The organism is uncultured Collinsella sp. (genome assembly GCF_959026545.1).
Lineage (GTDB): Bacteria > Actinomycetota > Coriobacteriia > Coriobacteriales > Coriobacteriaceae > Collinsella.
The window spans coordinates 80,557-102,774 of record NZ_CAUFLV010000005.1 but is presented as its reverse complement, the minus strand read 5'-3'; the positions used below and the strand labels follow the sequence as shown (position 1 = coordinate 102,774).

Genomic DNA, 22,218 nt, shown 5'->3' with positions numbered 1-22,218 from the left:
CAGACAACGGTACGGATGATACCCAGTTCACCGAGGCCCCAACGCGACCCAAGCCTCCGCGAGCGATGCCCGCTGCGCGAAGGGCGGCACGCCAACCGGGGCGGGGCTCCATCCACCTACCCATGTTTCCATGAAAAAATGCCTCCCCTCGCGGGCGGAACAGCAATCAGGCAAGGGCCGGCGGCGGAGAACTTGACCTGAACCCGACTTCAAGGGATAACCTTTTGCAGACACATCACGCCGGGAACCGCGCATGCGGGACCCCGCGCGCCGTATGGCAGTCCGCACACGCAAGGAGTCCCCCATGTCCCAACGCAACGTCACCAAGCTCGAAAAGCCCGCAGTCAAACGCACACTGCGGCGCTTTTGGGAGGTCACCCGCATGAAGCCGGGCGCCGCGGCGCTCGCCGTGTTCACCTCCGTCGCCTACGTGGCGCTCCTCATCTTCGTGAACACCTGGGTGATGGGCCTCATCGTGGACCGCGTGCAGGCCTCACCCGTCGCGCCCGACCAGGTTTGGGAGGTCTTCGGGCCCTATATCCTGGCGCTGCTGCTGGTGAACTTCGTAGGCCAGGTCTGTTCCAAGCTGCAGGACTACGCCGTCTACAAGCTGCAGATCAACGGCAATTACCATCTGGCACGCCTGTGCTTCGACACGCTCTCCAACCAGTCCATGACCTTCCACACCAGCCGATTCGGCGGCGCGCTCGTGAGCCAGACGAGCAAGTTCATGAGCGGCTATACCCAGATGGTCGACGTGGTGGTCTACTCGCTCATCCCCACCATCGCCAGCACCGTCTGCACCTTCATCGCGCTCGCCCCGGCCGTGCCCGCCTACGCCGCGGCGCTCGCCGTCATGCTCGTGGTGTACGTGATCGTGACCACCCGTATGTACCAGCGCATCCTGCCGCTTTCCGCCGCCACCGCCAAAGCGCAAAACCGCCTTTCGGGTGTGCTCTCCGACGCCGTGACCAACATCCTGGCCGTCAAGACCTGCGGGCGCGAGGACTTCGAGCGCGAGCTCTTCGACGAGGCCGACCTCGCCGCCATGCAGGCAGAGAGCCGCTCCATGCGCGCGACCATGCAGCGCGGCTTCACCACGAGCGGCATCATCACCGTCATCATGCTCATCGTCTCGATCTTCGTGGCGGGCGGCAACGCGTGGTTCGGCATCTCGAGCGGCATGCTCGTCATGATGTTCTCCTACACCTACCAGCTGTCCATGCGCTTCAACTACATCAACTCGATGATGCAGCGCATGAACCGCGCCATCGGCGATGCGAGCGAGATGGCGCGCATCCTGGACGAGCCGCGCCTGGTGGAGGACGCGCCCGGCGCCCCGGAACTCGCGGTGCGCGAGGGCGCCATCGACTTCGAGCACCTGGGGTTCGCCTATGCGGACGCCGCCGAGGGCGACCGAGTCTTCACCGACCTGAACCTCCATATTCCCGCCGGTCAACGCGTGGGACTGGTGGGGCGCTCCGGCTCGGGCAAGACGACCCTCACCAAGCTGCTGCTCCGCCTGTCCGATGTGCAGGACGGCCACGTGTACGTGGACGGCCAGGACATCTCGGCATGCACGCAGCAGAGCCTGCGCCGGCAGATCGCCTACGTCCCGCAGGAAGCGCTGCTGTTCCATCGCTCTATCCGCGAGAACATCGCCTACGGGCGACCCGAGGCAAGCGAGGAGGAGATCCTGCGCGCCGCCGAGCTGGCCAACGCCCGCGAGTTCATCGACCGCCTGCCCGCCGGCCTCGACACCCTCGTGGGCGAGCGCGGCGTCAAGCTCTCGGGTGGGCAGCGTCAGCGCATCGCCATCGCGCGCGCCATCCTCACCGATGCCCCCATCTTGGTGCTTGACGAGGCCACGAGTGCCCTGGACTCCGAAAGTGAGGCACTCGTGCAGGAGGCGCTCGAGAACCTCATGCGCGGCCGCACCTCAATCGTGGTGGCGCACCGCCTCTCCACCGTGGCGGCACTCGACCGCATCGTGGTCTTGGCAGACGGCGAGATCGTCGAGGACGGCACGCACGCCGAGCTCGCGGCGGCCGGCGGCGAGTACGCGGCCCTGTGGAACCGCCAGACCGGCGCGTTTTTGGACGGGGAATAAACCGGGCGAAGTTGTGGCGGGGCAAGCCGGGCCGAGGACGGACGTGCGAGGTTACGAGGAGGCATATCCTGCCGGAATGCAACTCACCAAGCTGCGACGAGCCCCCGCTCGAGGATGCGAGAGCTTTTTCGTACTCATTTTGGGATTAGTCAAATATACGCGATCGAAGACTGACTGCGACCTGCAGTTTTGTTAGACCAAGTTCCCACACTACTTCATCCTTTTTAAAAACGATACGAAAAACCTCAACTTCTCAGCGCAGGGGCGCCTGGCGTTACCCCGCCAGCCCGCGCAGGTAGGCGATCTCGCCGGCATAGCCCGCCAGATCGTCGTGCGGGGTCTCCAGGATGAACGGCAGGTCACGCAGGACAGGGTGGGTCACGATGGCGCGTAGCACGTGCTCCCCGCCACCGAGCTCGGGATTGCCCAGGTACCCCGCACCGATGACCTCGTGCCGGTCCTTGTGCGCACCGCACGGATTTTTGGAGTCGTTGATATGCACTGCCTGCAGGCGCTCGGCGCCCACCACGCGGTCGAACTCCTCCAGCACGCCATCGAGGTCGTGCACGATATCGTACCCGCCATCGGAGATGTGGCAGGTGTCCAGGCAAACGCCGATCATGCCGGCGCCCGCAAGCTCGGGGCGACGGGCCCCCACGCCCTCGATGATGCGCGCGAGCTCCTCGAAGGTGCGCCCCACCTCGGTGCCCTTGCCCGCCATGGTCTCGAGCAGCACGCACGTGCGCTGCCCCCCGAACATCACCTGACACAGCGCGTCGACGATGAGCTCAATGCCCGCGTCGACCCCCTGCCCCACGTGCGCCCCAGGATGGAAGTTGTAGAGCTGGCCCGGGAGTGCCTCCATGCGCTGCAGATCCTCGGCCATGGCCTCGAGCGCGAACTCGCGCGCACGCTCCTTGGCAGAGCACGGGTTGTACGTGTAAGGTGCATGCGCCACCAGGCGGCCGAAACCATCCTTCTCCAAGATGCGCCGCAGTCCCGCGACGTCATCGAGGTCGAGCGCCTTCACGCTGCCGCCACGCGGGTTGCGCGTGAAGAACGCGAACGTGTTCGCGCCGATGGAACGGGCGGCCTCGCCCATGGCGGTATAGCCCTTAGTGGTTGAAAGATGGCAACCTATGGTTAGCATTGGTGTCCTTTCGATATCGAGGGGTCCCCTATTATCCCTGATTGGGGTGGGCCGTGTCGCATCTCCGCAATCGACGCAGCGGCGCATCGGCACGGCGGGTGGCCTGCCCCACGGCGCAGCAGCCAGTGCGTCGGCACGGCAGGCAACCAGCCCTTAGCGCAGCGGCCCGCGCGTCGGCACAGCAGGCAGCCAGCCCCTCAGTGCAGCGGCCCGAACGTCGGAACGGCAGGCAACCAGCCCCTCAGCGCAGTGGTCCGCAGGTCGGCACGGCAAGCAGTCCGCATGCCACTCGACGCAGCGGCCCGACTACTCCTCGGCGATCCGCACGCCGAGGAGTAACGCGATGTCCATCGCCTGCTCCGCACTCACTTGCGCCCCGCGCAGCTCGCGATAGTCGCTCGAGAGCACAGGGGCGCTAAACGCGCACGTCGACACATCGATGCCGCAAAGCGGCGTTCCAAACACGTCGAGCCTCGTGAGGTCGGTCTTATCCAAGCGCACGTGCTTGAGCTTCGCGCGCTGCATCGCCGCCTCACGAAGCTTGCAGTCGTGCACCGTCAAATGGTCGATGGACGCCTCGGAGAGATTGGCGTAGGAGAGGTCCGAGGCGCGCACGCTCACCTGCGCGAGCCGCGCCTGGAGGAGGCTCAACCCCAGCGCGGAGCAATCTCGTAGGTCAACGCGGTTGAGCCATGCCTTGTCCATGGTGCAGCCAATGAGGCGGCAGCCCTCGAAGCGGACGTCGCGAAACGTGCAGTCGCGAAAATCGACCTGTTCGAAAAGGCAATCGCGAAACACCATGTGCTCGAACGTCGCGTCGTCGGCGCACTCGTAGGCGAGCTCCACATCCTCGACGAGCGCACGGGAGGCGTAACCGTCACCCTCAGAGAACACCGCGATGAGCTCATCGCTTCCCATGCGCTCGGACATGGTGCCCACGGCGGCGTATCCCGATGGGGCCTGCTCCGCGCGGGCGCTCATCGCCCGCTCCCCTCGACGGAGCGCTCCGAAGCCTGCTCAAACGCACCGTCGACAACGTCCCGCTCGGGCGCGCCGTCGACAACACGCTGCCCGACCGGTGGCCAAGACGCACGGATCGCGTCGATAGTCCGCGCGATTCGCACCGTCGACGCAAGCGGCATGACCGAGCTCTCATGTGCCCCCGCACGCATCAAGCCACAAAAATGGGCGATCTCGCCATAAAAGTCGTCCACCACAGCGGGAGCCTCGACGAGCTCAGGCGACACATTGCCGCATGCGGCGGATTCACCCGCGTCCGCATCACGGATGCCCATACGCTCCCCGTCAACGTCAACGAACTTCCTCACGACGTACGACACCGGGCGGTGCAGCACCGGGACCTCGATCTCGCCGCGCTCGCAGCAAATCCGGCAGACCACCTCGAACTCGTCCGCATCGCCCGCGAAATCGAAGTGCACGGGCACCCCGCCGATACGCAGGCGCGCATCATCGGCGATGTCGATGCACCCTCCCTCCGCCGCGGGCATCCACCGCGTGCGGCAGGAGTCGACCTCGACCTCTCCTGCAAGGAGGTCCTCCGCCCAGCCCACGCCATAGCAGCCCAAGTCGTATAACGTGCCACCCTGCACCGGATCGAGCAGATAGCGGCCAGTCTGATCGCCGTAGTTCACGCGATGGACGATGTCGATGGATGCGATGGCGCCGAGGTCTCCACGAGCGAGCAGCGCATCGACCTGCTCGCGCGCGGGCATGAAACGGGGCTTCATCGCCTCCATGAACAGCGATCCCGTCTCGTGGGCCACCTCCGCAACGTGCGCCGCCTCTCGCTCGCTGAGCACGGCCGGCTTCTCGCACAGCACGGCCTTGCCGGCGCGCAGGAGCCGAACCGTCCACTCCTCATGCATGCCGTGGGGCAGCGCGAGGTAGACCGCATCCACGTCCGGATCCTCCACGAGGCGAAGGTGCGCGGACGCCCCGTTATCCTCGGCACTCGCATAGCGCTTTGCCGCATCAACGTGAAACTCCCCGGCAAAAGCGTCGAGCCGCTCGGCGCGACGCCCCGAGATCGCAACCAGCCGCGCGCCCTCGACATGCGCGAGCGCTCGCGCGAACCTGCCGGCAATGCCGCCCGCGCCCATGATGCCCCAACGAATCTGTCCCACGTCCGCCTCCGTTCACGCGAATCATTCCCCGCAATCATACCCTCCCGCCCGGTCGCGCACTGCGTCAACGCGAGCACGGGAATCGGCAGGGATCCGCATGACCCGCAGGCGCCAAACGAATCGTCGCAACCGTCCCGCCTCGCCCCTATAATGAAGGCTCACAAATCGAAAGGAACCATGTGAAGGTCATCGTCTACACCGACGGCTCGTCGCGCGGCAATCCGGGACCGGGCGGCTATGGCGCCGTGCTGCGCTACACCGCACCCTCAGGCAAACTGCACACGCTCGAGCTCTCCCGCGGCTACGACCGCACCACCAACAACCGCATGGAGCTGTTGGGCGTCATCAGCGCGCTGGAGGCCCTCAATCGCCCCTGCGAAGTCGAGGTCCACTCCGATTCGCAGTATGTCTGCAACGCCTTCAACCAGCATTGGGTCGAGGGATGGATCCGCCGCGGATGGAAGACCTCACAGAAAAAGCCAGTCAAGAACGTCGACCTTTGGAAGCGCCTGCTCGCCGCCAAGGAACCCCACAGCGTGTCGTTCCATTGGGTAAAGGGACATGCAGGCCACGAGTTCAACGAGCGCTGCGACGAGCTCGCCACGAAGGCCGCCGACGGCGCGAATCGCGCAGTCGACACGGGTTTCGTCGAGGGCGAATCGGAGTAAGCCCGACCGACGAGCGAGAAGCCCTTGTAGTTTGTCTACAATAAACGCATCGAAAACCGCCGCGGAAAGGACCTGTCATGATCCGCCTTGCCACCATCGGGACCAGCTCCATTACCGAGAACTTGCTTATGGCACTCGCTCAGGTCGATGGCGTCGAGTTCGTGGGCACGCTCTCACGCGATGCCGAGCGCGCCGCCGCCTTCACAGCAAAGCACCGCGGAACCTGCCCCTTTACCTCACTCGATGAGTTGGCCGCAAGCGACGAGGTCGATGCGGTCTACATTGGCAGCCCCAACGCGCTGCACCACCACCAGGCACTCGCCTGCATCGCGGGCGGCAAGCATGTCCTGGTCGAGAAGCCCTTCTGCGCCAACGAACGCCAAGTCCGCGAGGTCCTCGAGGCGGCCGGACGCGCGGGAGTCGTGGCGCTTGAGGCCATGCGGCCCCTGCACGATCCCGCCTTCCATGCCCTCAAGAACGCCCTGGACGAGCTCGGCACCATCCGCCGCGCAACCCTGCGCTTTGGCAAATACTCCTCGCGCTACGACGAGGTGCTTGCCGGTCGACGCACAAATATCTTCGATTGCTCAATGGCGTCCGGTTCGCTCATGGACATCGGCATCTACACCGTCGAGCCGCTTATCGAGCTGTTCGGCGCTCCAATCTCCGCCTGCGCCGCCGCATCCCTACTTGACGAGCAAACCCGCGCCCGCACCGGCGGCCCCATCGACGGTGCGGGCGTCATCGTGGCGAGCTATCCGAACATGATCGCCACGCTGCATCACTCGAAGATCACCAACGACTGCTCACCCAGCCAAATTGAGGGCGAGCTCGGCACCCTTGTCATCGAGGGTATCTCCGCGCCCGAACGCGCATATCTGGAGATGCGCGTGATAAAGGCCGCGGCAGACACCGTCGGATACTCGAGTGCGCAGACCTCCACGCGCGAGATCGAGCTGCCGCATGCGGACAACACCATGATCTACGAACTCGCCGACTTCATCGAGGCAGTCGGTGCCACGCAGGCGGGAACTCCCTTGGCCGAGGCTCCCTGTGGTCCCTTTGGGATGCTCGCGCATTTCCATGAGGTGACGCTCGCATCCCTCGCGCTTATGGATGAGGCACGGCGCACGATGGGTGTGGCGTTCCCCGCAGACGAGTAAGGAGGCGGCAATGGGGCTCTTTGAAAAGATGATGGGACATGCACGGGAGTTTTCCCGGGCGACGGGCCTTTCGGACACCGACGTGAAAAGCGCCGGACGCTTGAGCCCATGCGAGGATGGCCTTCGCGAGGAACTCGGGCGGCGTGCCGAAGCATGCACCACCGTACTTCGCTTTGCGCTGCTGTTCAGCGGCGACGTGCAGGGCGTGGGGTTTCGCTGGACCAACCAGAGCCTCGCGCAAGAGCGGCATCTAGTGGGATGGGTCAAGAACCTGCCCGACGGCACCGTGCAAATGGAAATCCAGGGAGCTCCGCGCGCCCTGGTCGCCCATCTCGAGCGCATCCATGCCTACTATGCGCGTTTTGGCAATCGAATATGGCTCGAAGACGCCAATGAGCTGCCTACCATTCCCCACGACAATGCCTTTGACGTGCGCTATTAAGTATCACAACTTCACCATCATTTTAAAGCGTCCGGCACGAGCACTTGTCTTGCAACCTTCCTTCTGTTGAAATGTTATGAGTTTAGTAACGGAAGGGAGGCCCCATGGACTCACAGCCACGCTCACAACGACCGACGCTGCGACGCAACACGCGCCAGCGCCAATTGGTTCTCGACGCCGTGCGCGCACGGTGCGATCACCCCACCGCCGAAGACATCTTTCTCGATGTTCGCACCATCGACGAGCGCGTGAGTCGGGGCACCGTCTATCGCAACCTCAATCTCCTTGCCGAGACAGGCGTCATCGCCACCGTGAAGGCTCCGGGCGCCATGCGCTTTGACCGCCGCTGCGACAGCCACGGTCATGTCGTCTGTCGATCCTGCGGTGTCGTCGCGGACGCGCCTCTTGCCTACGACGCCTCCCTCGATGCGGCCGCGTCGCAGGCAACGGGGTTCGCCATCGACTCGCACATCATGGTGTTCGAGGGCCTGTGCCCGCACTGCGCCGCCCCGGTATCCGAGTAAAGCGAAAAATTGAACTGACTTGAGTTGCCGCTCTTTTCCATCAACTGGCCTTTTGCCGAGCTGAGCGCGACTCGAGACATCGAAGTACGTTCAATATTCCGACCCGCGCATCTACACCCACAATCGACCTAGACGAGCCTCAGCTCGGCGCAGGCGTTCCAAATGCCATCGTCATCGACGTCCGTCGTGATGTGGCTCGCGCGCTCCTTCACGATATCCCAGGCGTTGCCCATCGCGACGCTCGTTCCCACCACGTCGAACATCGACAGGTCGTTCTCGCCGTCGCCGAACGCCACTGCCTCCTCCGGCGCAATATCGTAACGTTCCAGCGTGGCGCGCACGCCGTAGTCCTTGCCGCCTTCGGCGGGGATGACGTCGCAGAACAGCTTGTTCCAACGCGTCGCCACCACGTGCTCGGTCTTCGAGAGGAACACATCCTCGACCTCGGGACCGCCGAACACGTTGAACTGATACACCGGCAACTCGAACGCCATGTCAAGGGACCCCAGTTCGTACTCGAGGCCAACCTGACGCCCAAGCTCCTCAACGAGCGGCCCGCGATGGTTGACGAATGAACGGACGCCCTGCATCACATACAGGTCGTACAAGCCCTCGCGCGCCTGCTCGACGAGCACGCGCACGTCCCCATCATCGATGTGCGCGTCGCGATACGTTCCCTCGGCATCAAAGCACAGCTGGCCGTTCATGGTCACATACGCATCGAACCTGCCCTTGAGCTCATCTTGCATCTCGGACATGGAACGTCCGCTCGCAATGATGACCTTTATGCCCCGCTCGCGCATGCGTTCAATCGCCCGCCAGGTGCTCTCGGCGACCCTATGCGTCTTGAACCCTACGAGCGTTCCATCGATATCGAAAAACGCGGCCTTGATCACGCCCGCTCCCCTCACCTTCACATGAGTCTTACAGAATCTCGAGCGCCCCGTCCTTGACGGTGAGCCCGATATCGCCCCGCAGCAAGTCATCGATGAGCGTGCCCACGAGCTCGAAGCGCCACCCCTCGCGCAAGGGGCTGCGCTGCGGATGGTCGATATAGTCGAGCAGGCCGTCACGCGAGATGATGAGCGAGGTCGCGACGCCCGAGCGGTCCGAAACCAAGCGGATGAGCGCGTACATGAGGTCGATGACGCTCTCGAGCTCGGGCGCGGGCGTGCGGTGCGTGCGACCGATGGACGGGAGGTTCTCCACAGGACAGCGCCGTCCCCGGCCAATCGCGTCGAGGGCGACCTCGACATCGCGTACACTGAGCTGCTCGGTACCGCGAACGGCGCGGAAGTCCTCGACGGTCTTGGGAGCGCGCTTGCACAGGGCGAGAAGGACCTCATCGGACATAATCCACTTGCGGGGAATGTCCCGCGTCTCGGCGCGCTGCTCGCGCCACGCGGCGAGCTCGCGGGCAACCGCCAGTTGACGGCGCGTGCAGGAGTTAACGCGCTTGACGCGCTTGAAGGCTGAACGCGGGTCGCTGCGGTAATGCGCGGGATCCGCCAGGGGCCGGATTTCATCGCGAACCCATGCGGTGCGGCCCAGCGAATGAAGCTTGGACTCGATCACGCGATACGCGTCGATGAGGTAGCGCACGTCGTCGATGGCGTATTCGACCTGTTGGGGCGTGAGCGGGCGGCGCGACCAATCGGTGAGCGACTCGGTTTTGGGAAGCGAGACATCGCAAAACGAATGCACGAGATTGTGGTACGAGCATTGCGCGCGCTCGCCGAGGAACCCGGCGGCGACCTGTGTGTCGAAGATCGGCGTCGGGCATACGCCGAGCGCGTGGTTGAGCACTTCCATGTCTTGCGAGCAAGCATGGAAGACCTTGAGCGTATCGACGTCGACCATGAGATCGGCGAGGGGGGCCAAGTCCTCGATGGCGAGCGGGTCGATGACCGCGCATTCCTCGGGCGTGGCGACCTGCACCAGGCAGAGCTTGGCGTGGTACGTGCGCTCACGCAGGAACTCGGTATCGATCGCCACCGCGGCGAACCCGCGGGCGCGTCCGCAAAACGCGGCCAATTCCTCATATGTGGAGATGTACATCTGCGTCCCAAGTTGGAGATTACCCGTACGCGACACGGGTAGGATTACGTCATTCTCTAACTATACCCGCACTCGTGAGAACAGGGAACTCCCATGCGTTGCCTCATCATCCACAACCCCGCGTCCGGCCCGCGATCGGACGAGATCTTCGACTTCGCACGAGCGCTTGCGCAGGGCGGCGACGAGGTCACGATGCGCTTCATCGGCGACGGCATGGAGCCCGCAGACGCTTCCGCGGATGTCCGCTCGTTCGGCCGCGTGGTCGTATCGGGCGGCGATGGCACCGTCTCCAACGTGCTTGACCATCTACGCGACACGCACGTGCCCATCTTGATCTTCCCCTCGGGCACCGCAAACCTCTACTTCAACAACATCGGCAACGCACCCGAGCCCGCGGCGCTCGCACAGGCCTGCCGTGCGGGCAGAACCAAACGCGTGGACATGGGCGAACTGTTCTGGGAGGACGCCGAGGGCGGCGTACAGCGACACGGCTTCATCATCATCGCGGGCACGGGATTCGACGCCGATATCATGCACAAGGCAGACGCCACCAAGTCCGAGATGGGCGAGATCGCCTACTTCCTCTCTGCCCTCGCCACGCCCGCTCCCACCGTCGCCCACTTCACCATCGAGCACGACGGTGAGGTCGATGAGCTCGACGGCATCGGCTGCATGGTCGGCAACACCGCCCTCATCCAAAACGAGATCAACCTATTCCCCGACTGCCGCATGGACGATGGCCTCATAGACATCGCCGTCATTCAGCCCGCCAAGACCGTCGAGCTGCTGCCCACGCTGATCGCCGGCGTGCTCGACCCCGCCGGCAAGGGACTCGGCCGTCCGCAATTCACGCTTTTCCAGGCAAAGGAGGCACGCATCACCTGCACCCCCTCGCTCGGCATGGAGTTCGACGGCGAGCTCATCCACAACAACACGGGCGTGTTCGGCGCGCGCGTGCTACCCCAATGCCTCGATCTCATCGTGGACGACTTCGCTAAGTTGTAGCAAGAGTTCGCCGGGGACCGCCGCGGGCCGATGACGTCCGCCGCGAGTTCCGCACAAGCCGAAGGGCCCAGTGGGCCCTTCGTGCGAGCAGGACTGCCCGAGCGCCGGATGTCATCGGCCCGCGGCGGTCCCCGGCGAACGGCCCGTAACGGACACGAAACAGTTCCGCGCTCCATGTTGCGCTGGCACTCCACTGTGCTATAGTGCCAACCATACTAAGCACCTCAAGGAATCGAAAGGAGCCATCACCATGAAGAAGAACATCGCCCTCTCCCTCAACAACTGGTGGTGGCATGACGCGTCTTCGGCCGGTCAACGGTGAGTCCTCACACGCTTATGCCATAGAAGGTATACGAGGCCTCCGGTTTGACCGGGGGCCTTTTTCGTGCCCCTTCGTGTCATGCACCCTCAGTACTCGAACATCCACGCCATTGACGATTACCGCCATCTAACTCAGCAAGGAGAGCATCATGTCCCAGAACACTCAGCCCACCGGTTCCGCCCGCACCGTCAACGCCGTCGACCGCGGCGGCCTCGACATCAAGAGCCTTGTGCTCCTCGCCGTCTTGCTTGCCGCCGGCTTCATCCTCAACTTCACCGTCGGCAAGGCCATATCCGCGGTGTCCGGTGGCGCCATCGCCCCCGAATTCATCATCTCCGCCTTCTGCCTCACAATCCTCATCGTCCGTCCGAACCTCCTGCAGGCGCTCGTCATCGGCCTCATCTCCGCCGCGGTGATCCAGGTCACCACCACCTCCCCCGGCATTGACTTCGTCGCCGAGGGCGTCGCCGCCGTCGTCATGGCCCTCATTGTGAACGCCGGTATGAGTACCGGTGCCAAGGCGATCATCCCCACCGTCGGCACGTTCGTCACCACCTTCCTTTCCGGCTTCATCTTCATGGTCATCAAGATGGCCATGATGGGCTTCGCCACCGAGCTCGCCGCCGTCATGATGCCCGTCATCGCCCTCACCGCGGTGTTCAACGCCATCCTTGTCGGAGCCCTCTGCCTCCCCGTGAGGAAGGCACTCGGCCTGAACGACTAGTCCTACTCGCGATATGATGTCGAAGGCTCGTCCTCGCGGCGGGCCTTCGGTCGTTTTCGCACCGCATCGACCATCCACCCACCTCCCCACGCGCAGAAGGGATCTCATGGCCGCGATCATCGAGTTACGCGAGGTGTCGTTCGCCTACGGGCAAACAGAATCACTCGCGCTCAAAGACCTGAACCTTACCATCGAAGAAGGCGGGTTCGTGGGCGTCATCGGACCCTCCGGCGCCGGCAAGTCGACGCTCGCGAGCGTGCTGTCCGGAGCAATCCCCCATCACTATACGGGGCGCTTGTACGGGGAAACTCGCGTCGCCGGGCTCGATACCTGCGAGGCGTCCCTCACCGACATCGCGACGATTGTGGGCTCCGTGCTCCAAGACATCGACGCCCAGATGGTCGCCTCGGTCGTTGAGGACGAGATCCTGTTCGGTCTCGAGAACTTCGACGTGCCCCGCGACCAGATCGAACAGCGCCTCACGGACGCACTGAGCGCGGTTGGCATCGCCGAACTGCGTGAACGAGAGATTGCCTCACTTTCTGGTGGGCAAAAACAGAAGGTCGCCATCGCCGCGATTCTGGCGCTCGCCCCGCGCGTCCTCGTCCTCGATGAGCCCACCGCCGCCCTCGACCCCATCAGCTCCCGAGCGGTTTTCGACGTGCTGCGGGAGGCCCAGCGCCTCACCGGTGTCACCGTGGTCGTCATCGAGCAGATGGTCGCGCTGCTTGCGGAGTACTGCGATCGCATCATCGTGCTCGACAACGGTTCCGTCGCCCTCGACGGCACACCGCACGACGTGTTCGGCCACTCGGACGAGTTGCGCGCGATCGGCGTCGACAGCCCGCGAACCGCCCGTATCTCCAACAGCCTCGCATCGCTCGGCCTCGTCGAAGTCGAGCGCCCCGCACTTACCGTCGACGAGGCGCAGGCACTCGTCATGCAGGCGCTGGACGGACGCACCGCGCCCACCAGCGACATGCGCACTCGATCGTACGCGCCTCGCGACGCTCGGAAGGCGGGTGCGTCCGCATCACGCGGAACGGCCCCCATCGTCGAGCTCGAGGGCGTCAGCTTTTCCTATGGAGCGGGCTGCGCCTCCGTCGACGACATCGACCTCACGGTGCGCCCCGGTGAGATCTTGGGGGTCGTGGGGCAAAACGGGGCCGGCAAGACGACGCTCACCAAGCTGCTGAACGGCCTGCTCAAGCCCGTCTCGGGTAGCGTCCGAATCGCCGGACTCGACACACGTTCGACCCCCGTGAGCACGCTTGCCACCCATGTGGCGACGCTCTTCCAAAATCCCGATCGGCAGCTATGCCGCAACACCGTGCTCGAAGAAGTCTCCTTCGGCCTTGAGCTGCACGGCGTCGACACCACCACGGCGCGCGAGCGCGCGGACGCCGTGATCGAGCGGTTCGGCCTCCCCGCCCAATCCGCGCCCTTCTCCCTATCGCGCGGGCAGCGACAAATGGTCGCCCTCGCCGGCGTCGTTGTGCTCGATCCCGAACTCATCATCCTCGATGAGCCCACGAGCGGCCTCGATTACCGCGAGTGCATGACGGTCATGGAAACGGTTCGGAAGCGCGCCCATATGGGCGCAGCGGTCATCATGATCTGCCACGACATGGAGGTCGTGAGCGACTTCGCGACGCGCATCGCCATCATGGCGCAGGGACGCATCCTCGACTGCGGGCCCACACACCGCCTGTTCACCCAATCGGACCTGCTCGAACAGGCGAGCATCACGCCGCCACAGGTAATCGACCTCTCCGAACGCCTCGCGGACATCGTCGACCCATCGTTCGCGGGCATCACCGAGGTCTCCGATCTCGTCGCGCGCGTAAAGGAGTTGAAGCACCGTGCTTAACGTCATTGATTACGTCCCTGGCGCGAGCCTGCTGCATCGCATGAACCCGGTAAGTAAACTTGCCCTCGCCGCGTCCATCATCCTCGCGACGTTCCTCTCCCAAAGCTGGGCGATGCTCGTGGGCCTCCTCATGCTGACCCTCGCCCTCGGCGCATACGCCGGCGTCATCACCCGCCTGGTGTCCCTGCTCAAGGTGCTTACGCCCATCGCGCTGCTCATGCTCATCTTGCAACTCGCCTTCGTGCGCGGAGGCGATCAGGTGCTACTCTTCGCAACGACCGAGGGACTCGCGACCGGAGGGCGGGCATGCCTGCGCCTCGTTGGCGTCGCGCTGCCGCTCGTGCTCGTCCTCACCGTGACCAAGCTCACCGATCTCGCCAACGCATGCGTCGAGGTGCTGCACGTCCCCTACAAGTACGCGTTCACCTTCACGACCGCGCTTAGGTTCGTCCCCATCTTCACGCAGGAGATGAACGCCATCATGGAAGCGCAGACGGCACGCGGCGTGGAATTCGACACCAGGAACCCCTTCAAGAAAATGTCGCTCATGCTTCCCGTCTGCATTCCTCTGCTCGTAACCTCCGTGGGCAAGACCGACGCGACCGCCCTTGCGGCGGAGCAGCGCGGATTCTACCTCCGCACGCGCGAAAGCTCCTACAAGCGGTACCCGTTGCGAGCCGCCGACGCCATGGCCTTTGTCTTTTGCGCCGCGATTATCGCCCTCGGGTTCATCTTCTAAAGCCGTCCATCTCAACGTATGATGGTGTCTGCCACCACCCCGTTCGCGCGCGATGCGCGCCGTATGGCAGGAGACCCCTATGGAACTGATTGACCTCCTCGATGAGCAGACCCGCGCCCGCGTTCTGACGGGCTTCGACGAGGCCCGCGAACGCCCCGTCACACTGCGCGCCAATACGCTCAAGTCCTCGATCGGCGAGGTCTGTACCGTGCTTGAGGCGAGTGGCTTCACATACAGACGAGTGCCCTGGTATGCCGACGCGCTCGTTTTGGACGATGTGCGCGAGCGCGACATTTGGGACCTCGACATCTATCGAGACGGGCATGTGTACCTGCAGAGCCTCTCATCCATGCTGCCGCCGCTGCTGATGGGGCCTCGTCCCGGCACCGACGTCCTTGACATGTGCGCCGCGCCGGGCGGTAAAACCGCACAGATCGCCGCACTCACGGGCAACGCCGCGCACCTCACCGCCTGTGAGATGAGCAGCCCACGCGCCGACAAGCTCGTGCACAACCTCGAAAAACTCGGAGCCGCGAACGTGAACGTCATGCGAACGGACGCGCGGCGCCTCGATGAGTTCTTCAGTTTCGACCAAATCCTGCTCGACGCCCCGTGCACGGGCACGGGCACGCTTCGGGCAGGCGATGAACGCGCCGAGAAGCGCATGACGCGCCAGCTGCTCGCCAAAGTCGTCAAATCCCAGCGGGCGCTCCTCGACCGTGCGCTCACCATCCTCAAGCCCGACGGTACGCTCGTCTACTCCACATGCTCGATTCTCGCGGAGGAAAACGACGAACAGGTGCGCGGCGCCCTCAAACGTCATCGGGATTGCGAAGTCGTGCCCATCTTATTCGAGAAGCCCTCCTCGGATGCCCAGGACGGGCCGCGCCCCATCGTGCTCGACCAGGCGACGCACGGGCCTTGCGCCTTGCCCGTGCTTCCGCACTCGAACGCACTGCCCGGAACGCTGACCATCGCGCCGAGCCGGCTGTTCGAGGGCTTTTACGTCGCCGTCATACGAAAAAAGCCTCGCAGGTAACCGCGAGGCGTAGTCGTCCGTGTCGCTCAGGAGCGCTTAGAGCGCAATTCGTCCATGAGCTGGTCGTCGCGACGGCGTTCACCACGGTCTTTGAGCATGGTGAAAACCAAGTAGACGAGCGCCACGACGGCGATGGCGCCGATGACCATGAGAACGGGCACCAAGATATCGAGAACAGTCATGTCGGGCACCGTTCCTTTCCATTTTGCCGTCGGTCACGCTGACGATACCGCATTCGGTTCAGCATAGCAGATTGGCGAGAAACACCCGCAAGACAACCGAATCCGCAAAGGAATGGAGACGCGATGTATGCACGTCGAGGCGTTTTGGCCCCTCGCGTGCGGGTACAATTGTGCATCGTATATCCTTCTCTCCTGAGGGAGCTCTCATGACTGAAACAAAACCGGGCGCCGACGCCCCCCGTATCGCACCGGACCCCCGGCCCGATGCCGTCATGCCCACGGTGCCCGCGATCGAACGCGAAGAGCGCGCTGAGGATCTGGAGCCGGGGGACGCCGTCGATGGACCCATCGCGGTCAGTGCCGAGGTTCCCGAGACCATCGAGGCGACTATCGACTTCTCCGAGGTCGAGTTGGCAGACGAGTTCTCCGAGCCCGAACTTGCCGTGACACCGGGTGGCCTCCTGCCCATGGAGCCCTCCCCCATCGAGGGCCGTCTGCGCAAGGCCCCGCTGCGCGTGCCCGACGAGCTCGAGGAGTGCGGCGGCTTCACCTTGTTCGGGCGTCGCATCAAATCACTGCTCTATACCACGGACGTCGCGGTCATCCGCAACTCCAATGCCGACGCCATCTTCGCGGTGTACCCCTTCACCGCGCAGCCGGCCATCACGCAGGCGCTGCTCACCGCCTCCGAGGCACCCGTGTTCGTGGGCGTGGGCGGCGGCACCACCACCGGCAAGCGCGCCGTGCAGCTGGCCGCGGTCTCCGAGATGCAGGGCGCGGCCGGCGTGGTGGTCAACTCCCCCGCACCGCCCGAGATGATCGAGCAGATCTGCGCCATCATCGACATCCCCGTCATAGCCACCGTCGTGCGCTGTGACGCCATCGCGCACGCCAAGGTCAAGGCGGGCGCGAAGATCCTGAACGTCGCCGCCGGCAAAGACACGCCCGCCGTCTTGCGCGAGCTGCGCGAGGCGTACCCGAACCTGCCCCTCATCGCCTCCGGCGGACGCTCGTCCCTGTCGGTTCGCGAGACGGTGCAGGCGGGTGCCAACGCCGTCATCTGGACGCCACCCTCGGCACAACAGCTGCAGGCCGATATGATGCGCCGGTACCGCGAGGCGGAAGTCAAGCCCGAAGTCCCCGTTATGGACCCCGTCGCTGCCGCCGACGTCAACCCGCTCGAGAGCGCGCGAGCCGACGTCCCCATCCCCGACGAGCTCATCGCCAAGGCAACCACGAGCGGACGCAAGCGCCCGAGACCGCTGCCGCTGTTCTTTAAGGGTAAGCGCCGGTAATACCCCCCCACAGCCGCCCAGAGGGAATCGCCAGGGACACCCGGAGGTACCCGGACCCCCAGTAGAACCGCTCCGCGGCCGTGAACCAAGTCGCTCGACTCACGCGTCGGGAGTGGTCCCTTTGTCTACCCCGTGCCGCAGCCTACCCGATGCACCATTGTCCCATCGTCAACTTGCGAAAGGATCCACCATGCTCGTCACGCCTCTCTCATCCATCACCGACAACGATTACCTTTCCGAACGTTTCCGCAAGGCATATGCCTTCCTCGCGCGTCCCGACCTCTGCGACCTCCCCCTGGGCCGCAACGAGATTGACGGCGATGAGGTGTACGCCAACGTGCTCGAATACGACACGGTCCCCGCAGCCGAGAAAGAGCTCGAGGCGCATCACGACTACTATGATGTCCAGTACGTGGCAAGCGGCGAGGAGATGCTCCAGTACGCGACCGCAGACGGTCTCGCGACCGTTCAGGCATATGACGCGGTGGACGATTACTGCCTGCTCAAAACACCGGAACCCGTCACGTCAATCGCGCTGCACGCGGGAGAGCTGGCCATCTTTGCTCCCGAAGACGCCCATAAACCCGGTTGCACCCTCATCGAGCCCACACATGTCCGCAAGATCGTCGTGAAGGTCCGCGCGTAACCGTCGACCCCACCGGCGCATCTCTCCGAGCGGACCCCATCATCCCCAAGCCAGGAGCCGCATGAAAACCCTTCTTACGCAACTCGCCAAATTCGGCGTCGTCGGCGTTATCGCAACCGTGATCGACTTCGGCGTGATGAACCTGCTGCATTACGGCCTGCAACTCGACATCCTCATCGCCAACACCGCGGGCTTCGTCATCTCGCTCATCTTCAACTATCTCGCGAGCATGAAGTTCGTGTTCGAGCATCGCGAGGGCATGAGCAGGCGCCGCGAGTTCGTCATCTTCGTCGTCTTGTCCGTCGTGGGCCTGCTGCTCAACGACGGCATCGTGGTCGCTCTCAACAAGGGCCTGGCGCTCGAGGCGAACCTCGCAAAGATCGCCGCAACAGCCCTTGTCATGATGTACAACTTCATCACGCGCAAAATCTTCCTTGACGGTACCCAAGCTTAAAATCACGTCCCCCCTCCGTCCCGTTTGCCTGAGCCGTACCGAAAGGCCAATCGCCCCATAACGCCATCCACCGACCAAACCACATCGCCCACCGACCCATGCAATCGGTGGGCGCATTCGTATGCTTATTGTGCAAAGCCTTACAATCCGCTTACCGAAGACGTATAGTTTCCCGCGCTCACCGTACTCATGGTGCTTTAACCGTCGCTCTCAGGAAGTGATGTTTTGCGCGCAGCCTTCGCACATCCGCAGACCCGCCAATTCATGAAGTTCGCCGTCGTGGGGTTCGCCTCTCTAGCGGTGGAGTACCTGTTCCTCGGCTACTTCCTCAACATCTTGGAAATGGGCTACCTCCTGGCGACGACCCTCTCGTTCGCCATCTCGATCGTGGTGAACTACATCTTGTCCATGAAATTCGTGTTCTCCCACAAGGAGGACATGAGCCGAAAGCGTGAGTTCACGATCTTCGCGATCCTCTCAGCCATCGGCCTGGGCCTCAATGACCTGTACATGTTCATCGGCGTCGGCCTGCTCAACATGGGAACCATGGCGATGAAGCTCATCTCGACCTTCTTCGTCACCTGGTACAACTACTTCAGCCGCCGCAAGTTCCTCGACGGCGGACGCGGCTAAAACCTGGCGTGAACCCTCACCTTAAAGGTGAACTTGAAACTCCAAAGTTGCTCCATATTTCATCATTGCCGCAGGTAGCTGAAGCCTCAACCTTCAACTTGAACCTTAAACATTCTCTAACGTTCAAGTTGAACTCGAACCTAGTGCTACTATGCTTTTTGTCAAATGGTAAGCAGACAAGACGAGGAAGCACATGGACGCAACTCCTAGCCTGCACGCCACGTGGCGCACCAGCCGCACCCGCCGCCTCATCACCGGCGCCGGCATCACGGCTGCGCTCGCCGCAAGCGTGCTCCTCCCCGTCCCGGCAAGAGCAATCACCACCGAAACCGCAGCCACGCTCACCGAGACCCAAAAGAAAGTCGAAGAGACCGCAGCAGCTTTCGACGAGGCCAACAAGAACCTCGAAGAGCTGCAGGCGAAGATCACCGACAACGAGGCGCGTATCGCCGAGCTCGAGGAAAAACTCCCCGACGCCCAAGCGAAGGCGAGTCGCGCCATGCGCGAGATGTACAAGCACAGCAAGGGCTCCAATCCGCTGATGAGTTTTGTCCTCAACACGCAGAGCCTTGATGAATTCATCTCCGGCATGAAGTACCTGGATCAGGTCAAGGACGCCAACATCGAGGCCCTGCAGGAGCTCAACGACATGCAGGCAGAGCTTGAGGCAGAGAAGACCAAGCTGAGCACCGCCAAGGCCCAAGCTGAGACCGAGAAGCAGTCCGCCGAGGAGGCCCTCTCCGAGGCGCAGAGCCTGCGCGAGGCTGCACAGGCGAAGGCGGACGCCGAGGCTGCCGCCGAGCTCGCCGCGCTCCAGCAGGCCGCCGCAGAGGCCGCTCAAAACGAAGCCGGTTCCAACACGACTCCCGGAAATGTCACGACCCCCGACAACGGTGCCGTGAGCTGGGACACCGATCAGGCGTCCTTCATTGCAGAGTGGGCCCCCCGCATCGACGCGTATCTTGCCGGATCGCCGCTCGAAGGCCAGGGAACGACGTTTGCCAACGCCGCGTGGAAGTATGGCGTCGACCCGCGCTTCTCCCCTGCCATCTCCAACACGGAAAGCTCCAAGGGGCGTCACTGCTTCCTTCCCTACAACGCTTGGGGTTGGGGCAGCTCCAGCTGGGGCAGCTGGGAGGAGGCCATTGATGCGCATGTCGCCGGCCTCGCCCGTGGGTACGGCTACACGATCAGCGTCGCGGGTGCCAAGAAGTACTGCCCGCCCAATTGGTTCAACTGGTACAACAACACGCTTTCCGAGATGAACCGCATCTAGCGAGCGACTCGACGAACTTCAACGTTCCCACATCTTTCAATGCATCGCTGCAGAGCGTGTAAGCCCACGGGCGGAACCCAATCGGTTCCGCCCGTGTTTTTGTTTTTATCACGCACATGGCAACCGCTGATTCAAATGCGCACCGCTGAACGCGCGCAACGCCGCTTGCCCGTTCCCTCCGTGCTACCATAACTGAGGATATATCTGGACGATCGAAAGGAACTCTTCATGGAGCGACCGAACGCTTGGAAGAAATATGATGATGTGGCCCTCGCCGAGCTCGAGGACCTCTGCGGCAAGTACCGCGCCTTCATCAGCGAGAACAAGACCGAGCGCGAGTGCGTGACCGCCTCCATCCAGCTCGCCGAGGCTGCAGGTTACGTCGACCTCGCCGCCTGCGTCGCCGAGGGCCGCGAGCTCAAGGCGGGGGACAAGGTCTACGCCGTCAGTCACAACAAAACGCTCATGCTCGTCAACTTGGGCACCCGTCCCATGGAGCAGGGCTTGAACATCCTCGGTGCCCACATCGACTCCCCGCGCCTCGACCTCAAGCAGAACCCCCTGTACGAGGCCGGCGACATGGCCTACCTCGACACGCACTACTATGGCGGCGTCAAGGCCTATCACTGGGTGGCGACCCCGCTCGCCCTGCATGGCGTCATCTGCAAGAAGGACGGCATGACCGTCGAGATCGCCGTGGGCGAAGATGCCGACGACCCCGTGTTCTGCATCTCCGACCTGCTCATCCACCTCGCGAGCGAGCAGATGGAGAAGCCCGCGGGCAAGGCGGTCGACCACGAGAACCTCGATGTCATCGTGGGCGGCCGCCCCGTGGTGATCGAGGGCGACGAGGAGGCCAAGGAGCCCGTCAAGCAGATGTTCCTCGACATCATCAAGGAGAAGTACGACATCGACGAGGAGGACTTCCTCTCCGCCGAGATCGAGGTCGTTCCCGCCGGTCCCGCCCGCGAGATGGGCTTCGACCGTTCGATGATCCTCGGCCACGGCCAGGACGACCGCGTGTGCGCCTACACGTCCCTTGCTGCCCAGCTCGACGTGCCCCAGGTCGAAACCACGAGCGTCACCCTGCTCGTTGACAAGGAGGAGATCGGGAGCGTGGGCGCTTCCGGTATGACCAGCCGCTTCTTCGAGAACGCCATCGCCGAGATCATGGCGCTCGCCGGCGAGGACGGACCGTTGGCCCTGCGCCGCGCGCTCGCGAACTCCCGCATGCTCAGCTCCGACGTCTCCGCGGGCTTCGACCACCTCTACGCCGACCGCTTCGAGAAGAAGAACGCCGCCATCATGGGCCACGGCCTGTGCTTCAACAAGTACACCGGAAGCCGCGGCAAGGGTGGCTCCAACGATGCGGACGCCGAGTACTTCGCCCTCATCCGCGACATCATGGACGAGGCGGGCGTCGACTACCAGACCTGCGAGCTCGGGCGCATCGGTGCCGGCGGCGGCGGCACGATCGCCTACATCCTCGCCGAGTACGGTATGGACGTCATCGACTCCGGCGTTGCCGTCCTGTCCATGCACGCCCTGTGGGAGGCCACCAACAAGGCCGACATCTTCGAGGCCTACAAGGGCTACAAGGCGTTCATCACGCGCGCGTAGACCCCATAACCTCCACCCTCTTCGCCGCGGGCCGGGCTTTCTCCGACCCGCGGCTTTTTCGTCCGCGTCCATGCGCAGGCCGACCGCGCGCTTTGGGAAGTCGGCCTCCTTGCGGTAGGATATAAGGCGTTCATGCCCCTACGCGTTAAAGGAC

General features: G+C 63.7%; 22 protein-coding genes. 16 read left to right on the top strand and 6 right to left on the bottom strand.

Annotation, left to right across the window (positions count from 1 at the left end):
* Positions 1–304: 304 nt before the first annotated feature.
* Positions 305–2,110 carry an ABC transporter ATP-binding protein gene (locus Q5Q88_RS04110; protein WP_294123283.1) on the top strand — a complete coding sequence of 602 codons (1,806 nt, stop codon included), beginning with the start codon at positions 305–307 and terminating at the stop codon, positions 2,108–2,110.
* A gap of 274 nt (positions 2,111–2,384) precedes the next feature.
* On the opposite strand, the gene Q5Q88_RS04105 is transcribed toward Q5Q88_RS04110, so the two are convergent.
* The 3 genes from Q5Q88_RS04105 to Q5Q88_RS04095 all read right to left on the bottom strand — a co-directional run bounded on the left by Q5Q88_RS04105 (position 2,385) and on the right by Q5Q88_RS04095 (position 5,404).
* On the bottom strand, positions 2,385–3,260 hold the full coding sequence (locus tag Q5Q88_RS04105; RefSeq protein WP_302741906.1) for a deoxyribonuclease IV: 876 nt from the start codon (positions 3,258–3,260) through the stop codon (positions 2,385–2,387).
* Between the two features lie 306 nt (positions 3,261–3,566).
* On the bottom strand, positions 3,567–4,241 hold the full coding sequence (locus Q5Q88_RS04100; RefSeq protein WP_294123276.1) for a pentapeptide repeat-containing protein: 675 nt from the start codon (positions 4,239–4,241) through the stop codon (positions 3,567–3,569).
* Positions 4,238–5,404: a Gfo/Idh/MocA family protein gene (locus Q5Q88_RS04095; protein ID WP_118653247.1), complete on the bottom strand. Its 1,167-nt coding sequence runs from the start codon at positions 5,402–5,404 to the stop codon at positions 4,238–4,240. The genes Q5Q88_RS04100 and Q5Q88_RS04095 overlap by 4 nt, the downstream gene beginning before the upstream one ends.
* 179 nt (positions 5,405–5,583) lie before the next feature.
* On the opposite strand from Q5Q88_RS04095, the gene rnhA reads away from it, so the two are divergent.
* The 4 genes from rnhA to Q5Q88_RS04075 all read left to right on the top strand — a co-directional run bounded on the left by rnhA (position 5,584) and on the right by Q5Q88_RS04075 (position 8,201).
* The gene (gene rnhA, locus Q5Q88_RS04090; RefSeq protein ID WP_199588880.1) at positions 5,584–6,072 is read left to right on the top strand and encodes a ribonuclease HI; all 489 of its coding nucleotides are present in this window, start codon (positions 5,584–5,586) and stop codon (positions 6,070–6,072) included.
* A gap of 77 nt (positions 6,073–6,149) precedes the next feature.
* A complete protein-coding gene (locus Q5Q88_RS04085) occupies positions 6,150–7,235 on the top strand; it encodes a Gfo/Idh/MocA family protein (RefSeq protein WP_118653243.1) in 1,086 nt (361 codons plus the stop codon).
* Positions 7,236–7,245: 10 nt separating this feature from the next.
* Positions 7,246–7,677, top strand: coding sequence for an acylphosphatase (locus Q5Q88_RS04080; protein ID WP_302741902.1), 432 nt, complete (start codon positions 7,246–7,248; stop codon positions 7,675–7,677).
* Positions 7,678–7,781: 104 nt separating this feature from the next.
* Positions 7,782–8,201, top strand: coding sequence for a transcriptional repressor (locus Q5Q88_RS04075; protein WP_118653239.1), 420 nt, complete (start codon positions 7,782–7,784; stop codon positions 8,199–8,201).
* Positions 8,202–8,329: 128 nt separating this feature from the next.
* Here the strand turns inward: Q5Q88_RS04075 and Q5Q88_RS04070 are convergent, their stop codons facing one another.
* Together Q5Q88_RS04070 and rnd are read right to left on the bottom strand one after the other, a co-directional pair.
* Positions 8,330–9,097 (bottom strand): Cof-type HAD-IIB family hydrolase, encoded by a 768-nt coding sequence (locus Q5Q88_RS04070; protein ID WP_199588872.1) that lies wholly within the window; start codon positions 9,095–9,097, stop codon positions 8,330–8,332.
* A 28-nt stretch (positions 9,098–9,125) separates the two neighbouring features.
* Positions 9,126–10,259, bottom strand: a complete 1,134-nt coding sequence (gene rnd, locus Q5Q88_RS04065; protein ID WP_294123264.1) for a ribonuclease D — start codon at positions 10,257–10,259, stop codon at positions 9,126–9,128.
* Between the two features lie 93 nt (positions 10,260–10,352).
* Between rnd and Q5Q88_RS04060 the strand changes: the two genes are divergently transcribed.
* From Q5Q88_RS04060 to Q5Q88_RS04040, 5 genes are all read left to right on the top strand, one after another.
* Positions 10,353–11,264, top strand: a complete 912-nt coding sequence (locus Q5Q88_RS04060; protein WP_302741898.1) for a diacylglycerol kinase family protein — start codon at positions 10,353–10,355, stop codon at positions 11,262–11,264.
* Positions 11,265–11,734: 470 nt separating this feature from the next.
* On the top strand, positions 11,735–12,310 hold the full coding sequence (locus Q5Q88_RS04055; protein ID WP_118653231.1) for a hypothetical protein: 576 nt from the start codon (positions 11,735–11,737) through the stop codon (positions 12,308–12,310).
* Between the two features lie 106 nt (positions 12,311–12,416).
* The gene (locus tag Q5Q88_RS04050; protein WP_302741896.1) at positions 12,417–14,180 is read left to right on the top strand and encodes an ABC transporter ATP-binding protein; all 1,764 of its coding nucleotides are present in this window, start codon (positions 12,417–12,419) and stop codon (positions 14,178–14,180) included.
* A complete protein-coding gene (locus Q5Q88_RS04045; protein ID WP_118653227.1) occupies positions 14,173–14,919 on the top strand; it encodes an energy-coupling factor transporter transmembrane protein EcfT in 747 nt (248 codons plus the stop codon). The genes Q5Q88_RS04050 and Q5Q88_RS04045 overlap by 8 nt, the downstream gene beginning before the upstream one ends.
* A gap of 79 nt (positions 14,920–14,998) precedes the next feature.
* Positions 14,999–15,958 carry an RsmB/NOP family class I SAM-dependent RNA methyltransferase gene (locus Q5Q88_RS04040; protein WP_118653225.1) on the top strand — a complete coding sequence of 320 codons (960 nt, stop codon included), beginning with the start codon at positions 14,999–15,001 and terminating at the stop codon, positions 15,956–15,958.
* Between the two features lie 26 nt (positions 15,959–15,984).
* Here the strand turns inward: Q5Q88_RS04040 and Q5Q88_RS04035 are convergent, their stop codons facing one another.
* Complete coding sequence (locus Q5Q88_RS04035; protein WP_158574802.1) at positions 15,985–16,140, bottom strand: hypothetical protein; 156 nt, start codon at positions 16,138–16,140, stop codon at positions 15,985–15,987.
* A gap of 206 nt (positions 16,141–16,346) precedes the next feature.
* Between Q5Q88_RS04035 and Q5Q88_RS04030 the strand changes: the two genes are divergently transcribed.
* The 6 genes from Q5Q88_RS04030 to Q5Q88_RS04005 all read left to right on the top strand — a co-directional run bounded on the left by Q5Q88_RS04030 (position 16,347) and on the right by Q5Q88_RS04005 (position 22,064).
* Positions 16,347–17,435 (top strand): hypothetical protein, encoded by a 1,089-nt coding sequence (locus Q5Q88_RS04030; protein WP_118653223.1) that lies wholly within the window; start codon positions 16,347–16,349, stop codon positions 17,433–17,435.
* A gap of 190 nt (positions 17,436–17,625) precedes the next feature.
* A complete protein-coding gene (locus Q5Q88_RS04025; protein ID WP_302741892.1) occupies positions 17,626–18,081 on the top strand; it encodes a YhcH/YjgK/YiaL family protein in 456 nt (151 codons plus the stop codon).
* Positions 18,082–18,142: 61 nt separating this feature from the next.
* Complete coding sequence (locus tag Q5Q88_RS04020; protein ID WP_118653219.1) at positions 18,143–18,535, top strand: GtrA family protein; 393 nt, start codon at positions 18,143–18,145, stop codon at positions 18,533–18,535.
* 225 nt (positions 18,536–18,760) lie between these two features.
* Positions 18,761–19,168, top strand: a complete 408-nt coding sequence (locus tag Q5Q88_RS04015) for a GtrA family protein (RefSeq protein ID WP_118653217.1) — start codon at positions 18,761–18,763, stop codon at positions 19,166–19,168.
* A 193-nt stretch (positions 19,169–19,361) separates the two neighbouring features.
* On the top strand, positions 19,362–20,444 hold the full coding sequence (locus tag Q5Q88_RS04010; protein ID WP_118653215.1) for a hypothetical protein: 1,083 nt from the start codon (positions 19,362–19,364) through the stop codon (positions 20,442–20,444).
* A gap of 228 nt (positions 20,445–20,672) precedes the next feature.
* A complete protein-coding gene (locus Q5Q88_RS04005) occupies positions 20,673–22,064 on the top strand; it encodes an aminopeptidase (RefSeq protein WP_302741889.1) in 1,392 nt (463 codons plus the stop codon).
* The last annotated feature ends 154 nt before the right edge of the window (positions 22,065–22,218 follow it).

Bases quoted from the DNA above. Each gene is read 5' to 3' on its own strand.
- Q5Q88_RS04110 (WP_294123283.1), top strand. From the start codon at position 305: ATGTCCCAACGCAACGTCACCAAGCTCGAAAAGCCCGCAGTCAAACGC.
- Q5Q88_RS04105 (WP_302741906.1), bottom strand. From the start codon at position 3,260: ATGCTAACCATAGGTTGCCATCTTTCAACCACTAAGGGCTATACCGCC.
- Q5Q88_RS04100 (WP_294123276.1), bottom strand. From the start codon at position 4,241: ATGAGCGCCCGCGCGGAGCAGGCCCCATCGGGATACGCCGCCGTGGGC.
- Q5Q88_RS04085 (WP_118653243.1), top strand. From the start codon at position 6,150: ATGATCCGCCTTGCCACCATCGGGACCAGCTCCATTACCGAGAACTTG.
- Q5Q88_RS04080 (WP_302741902.1), top strand. From the start codon at position 7,246: ATGGGGCTCTTTGAAAAGATGATGGGACATGCACGGGAGTTTTCCCGG.
- Q5Q88_RS04075 (WP_118653239.1), top strand. From the start codon at position 7,782: ATGGACTCACAGCCACGCTCACAACGACCGACGCTGCGACGCAACACG.
- rnd (WP_294123264.1), bottom strand. From the start codon at position 10,259: ATGTACATCTCCACATATGAGGAATTGGCCGCGTTTTGCGGACGCGCC.
- Q5Q88_RS04060 (WP_302741898.1), top strand. From the start codon at position 10,353: ATGCGTTGCCTCATCATCCACAACCCCGCGTCCGGCCCGCGATCGGAC.
- Q5Q88_RS04055 (WP_118653231.1), top strand. From the start codon at position 11,735: ATGTCCCAGAACACTCAGCCCACCGGTTCCGCCCGCACCGTCAACGCC.
- Q5Q88_RS04050 (WP_302741896.1), top strand. From the start codon at position 12,417: ATGGCCGCGATCATCGAGTTACGCGAGGTGTCGTTCGCCTACGGGCAA.
- Q5Q88_RS04040 (WP_118653225.1), top strand. From the start codon at position 14,999: ATGGAACTGATTGACCTCCTCGATGAGCAGACCCGCGCCCGCGTTCTG.
- Q5Q88_RS04035 (WP_158574802.1), bottom strand. From the start codon at position 16,140: ATGACTGTTCTCGATATCTTGGTGCCCGTTCTCATGGTCATCGGCGCC.
- Q5Q88_RS04030 (WP_118653223.1), top strand. From the start codon at position 16,347: ATGACTGAAACAAAACCGGGCGCCGACGCCCCCCGTATCGCACCGGAC.
- Q5Q88_RS04025 (WP_302741892.1), top strand. From the start codon at position 17,626: ATGCTCGTCACGCCTCTCTCATCCATCACCGACAACGATTACCTTTCC.
- Q5Q88_RS04020 (WP_118653219.1), top strand. From the start codon at position 18,143: ATGAAAACCCTTCTTACGCAACTCGCCAAATTCGGCGTCGTCGGCGTT.
- Q5Q88_RS04010 (WP_118653215.1), top strand. From the start codon at position 19,362: ATGGACGCAACTCCTAGCCTGCACGCCACGTGGCGCACCAGCCGCACC.
- Q5Q88_RS04005 (WP_302741889.1), top strand. From the start codon at position 20,673: ATGGAGCGACCGAACGCTTGGAAGAAATATGATGATGTGGCCCTCGCC.